General features: G+C 72.0%; 2 protein-coding genes. Both read left to right on the top strand.

The window, feature by feature from the left end; translation table 11 throughout:
- Window positions 1-354: 354 nt before the first annotated feature.
- Window positions 355-1,695, top strand: coding sequence for a hemolysin family protein (locus ABT004_RS36220; protein WP_351346077.1), 1,341 nt, complete (start codon window positions 355-357; stop codon window positions 1,693-1,695).
- Entirely contained in the window at window positions 1,692-2,774 is a 1,083-nt protein-coding gene (locus ABT004_RS36215) for a hemolysin family protein (RefSeq protein WP_351346074.1), read from the top strand. The genes ABT004_RS36220 and ABT004_RS36215 overlap by 4 nt, the downstream gene beginning before the upstream one ends.
- The last annotated feature ends 493 nt before the right edge of the window (window positions 2,775-3,267 follow it).

Raw genomic sequence — 3,267 nt, 5'->3', positions numbered from 1 at the left:
TGTGCGGTGTTTGCGCTGGGGGGTCCGGGGCGGAGCCCCGAGGCGTCGGGCCGGTGGGCCGTCTGCTCAATCGCCGCAGGGGCTTGAAAATCAAGCCCCGCCGGCGATTGAGTCACGGTGCCGGGGACTCCGGAGGGTGTAGCCCCTGACACTTCGGGCCCCGGCTTGATTAATCTGGTCCCGGGGCGGCCACAAGCGCCGCCCCGCCCCCACCCCGCCCCCAAGGCGGAGCCAAGGGCTCCTGCTCACCAAGGAGTGACTCCCTCCAGCGATGGACGGATCGTCCGGTAGTACCTGCGCCGCCCCCTCCCGACACCACGCGCCCCGCGCGCTGACGTCCCCGGAGGCGGCGGCATGACCATCCCGTTGCTGCTCCTCGCGGCCGCCTTCCTCCTGATCCTCGCCAACGGCTTCTTCGTGGCGGCCGAATTCGGCCTCGTCACCGTGGAACGCCCCGACGCCGAAAAGGCCGCGGCCGCGGGCGACAAGCGCGCCCGCACCGTCGTCGACGCCCTCAAGCAGCTGTCCTTCCAGCTCTCCGGCACCCAGCTCGGCATCACCATCACCTCACTGGTCGTCGGCATGCTCGCCGAACCGGCCCTCGCCGAGCTGCTGCGCGGTCCCTTGACCGCCATCGGTCTGCCCGAGGGCGCCGTCGGCGGCCTCTCCGTCGTCATCGGCATGCTGCTCGCGTCCGCCGTGCAGATGGTGATCGGCGAACTCGTGCCGAAGAACTGGGCGGTGGCGAAGCCGTTGCAGGTCGCCCGCTTCGTGGCCGGCCCGCAGCACGCCTTCTCCCGCCTGTTCCGCCCGGTCATCGCCCTGCTCAACGCGGTGGCGAACCGAGTCGTCCGCGCGCTCGGCGTCGAGCCCGCTGTCGAACTCGCCTCCGCCCGCACCCCGGGCGAACTGGTCTCCCTGGCCAGGCACTCCGCGCAGGCGGGCGCCCTGGAACAGGACACGGCCGACCTGTTCGTCCGCACCCTCTCCCTCGCCGGGCTGACCGCGCAGCACGTCATGACGCCGCGCGTGAAGGTCAGCGCGCTGCAGGCGTCCGCGACCGCCGAGGACGTGGTCAACCTGACCCGTGCCACGGGCCTGTCCCGCTTCCCGGTCTACCGGGAGCGGATCGACGAGATCATCGGCATGGTCCACCTCAAGGACGCCCTCGCGATGCCCGCGCACGAACGGCTGCGCACGCCGGTCGGCCGCATCGCGCAGGCACCGTTGCTCGTCCCCGAGACCCTCCCCGTACAGCCTCTGCTGGCCCGGCTGCGCAGCGAGCAGCCGATCGCCGTCGTCGTCGACGAGTACGGCGGCACGGCCGGGGTCGTCACCCTGGAGGACATCGTGGAGGAGCTCGTCGGCGAGGTCCGCGACGAGCACGACGGTCTCGACCTGCCGGAGCTGGCGGTCGCGCCGCCCGAGGACGGCCGCCCCGCCTGGGACGTCGACGGCGGCTGCCGCGTCGACATCCTGCGCCGCATCGACCTCGACGTCCCCGAGGGCCCGTACGAGACGGTGGCGGGGCTCGTCGCCGACCTCCTGGGCCGTATCCCGGCCCCCGGCGACAAGGCCGAACTTCCCGGCTGGCGCCTCTCCGTACGCGCCGTCGACCACTACCGGGCGGAACGCGTCCGCATCGTACGTACGTCGGACACCCCGAAGCCGGCGCTCCTGGAGGCGGCCCGATGAGCGCGCTGCAACTCGTCTTCGCGGCCCTGTTGGTCCTCGCGAACGGCTTCTTCGTAGGAGCCGAATTCGCTCTGGTCTCGGTCCGCCGAAGCCAGATCGAACCCATCCCCGGCAAGCGGGCCAAGCAGGTCCTGTACGGCCTGGAGCACCTGCCGCAGATGATGGCGGCGGCCCAGTTCGGCATCACCGTCTGCTCGCTGACCCTGGGCGCGGTGGCCGAACCGACCGTGGCCCACCTCCTGGAACCCGTCTTCGAAGCGGCCCACGTCCCGCACGGCATGATCCACCCCCTGGGGTACGCGCTCGCGCTCGTGGCCGTGGTCTTCTTCCACCTCGTCATCGGCGAGATGGTCCCGAAGAACCTCGCGATGGCGGCCCCGGAGCGGACGGCGCTGTGGTTCAGCCCCGGCCTCGTCGCCTTCGCCCGTCTCTGCAAGCCGGTCACGATCGCCCTCGGCGCCTGTGCCCGGCTGATCCTCAAGCTGTTCCGGGTCGAGCCCAAGGACGAGGTGGACGCGGTTTTCACCAGCGTGCAGCTGGGCCGTCTCGTGGAGGACTCCGGCCAGGCGGGACTGCTGGCCCCGGAGGAGCAGGAGCGTCTGGGTGACGCCCTGGAACTGGGCTCCCGCCCGGTGACGGACGTACTGCTGGACCGTGCCTCCCTGGTGACGGTCGGCCCCGCGGTCACCCCGGCCGAGATCATCGGGCTGACGGGGCGCACGGGCTACTCCCGCTTTCCCGTCTGCTCCGACGACGGCGCCTTCATGGGCTACCTCCACGTCAAGGACGTCCTCGACCTGATCGACGGCCCCGATGTGGACCGCGCGGTTCCGCAGCAGCTCTGGCGTCCCATGGCGACCCTTCGCTCGGAACTTCCCCTGGACGACGCCCTCACGGTGATGCGCCGCGCTGCCACCCACCTGGCCCAGGCGGCGGACGCCTCCGGCCGGGTACTCGGCCTCGTCGCCCTGGAGGACGTCCTGGAACTCCTCGTCGGCGAGGTCCGCGACCCGGCCCACCGCGAATCGGACCCCCCCCACATCCCCCCGGCCCGCACCCGCGAGGAGGCCCTCGCGTAACCCCTCCAGGTCCCTGCGCCGATCGAACAGCCGCCCCATCGCCCCCCCCGGCCTCGGGGCTCCCCCCCCGGCCTCGGGGCTCCGCCCCGAACCCCGCGCCTCAAACGCCGGCGGGGCTGGAAGCATCGCCTCAATCGCCGGCGGTGGTGGAAAGATCGCTTCAAACGCTGGCGGGGCTGGAAAGATCGCTTCAAACGGCGGCGGGGCTGGAAGGATCGCCTCAATCGCCGGCGGGGCTTGATAGATCACCCCCCGCCACGGCTGAGCAACTCAAGCCCCCACCCCCCGACGGGTGATCTGCTCAAGCCCCGGCGACGGGTGAGCCAATCAAGCCCCTGCGGCGATTGAGCAGCGGGGTACGGGGCAGAGCCCCGATCTTTCCAGCCCCGCCGGCGTTTGAGGCGCGGGGTCCGGGGCGGAGCCCCGAGGCGTCAACCCCGTTGCGCTGAACGGGGCGGGGCGACCCACGGAAAAAACCCCCGACCGCCCCCCC

This window comes from Streptomyces sp. NPDC002790 (assembly GCF_040295505.1).
Lineage (GTDB): Bacteria > Actinomycetota > Actinomycetes > Streptomycetales > Streptomycetaceae > Streptomyces.
The sequence above is the reverse complement of the archived record's forward strand: the minus strand, read 5'-3'. Positions and strand labels throughout refer to the sequence as shown.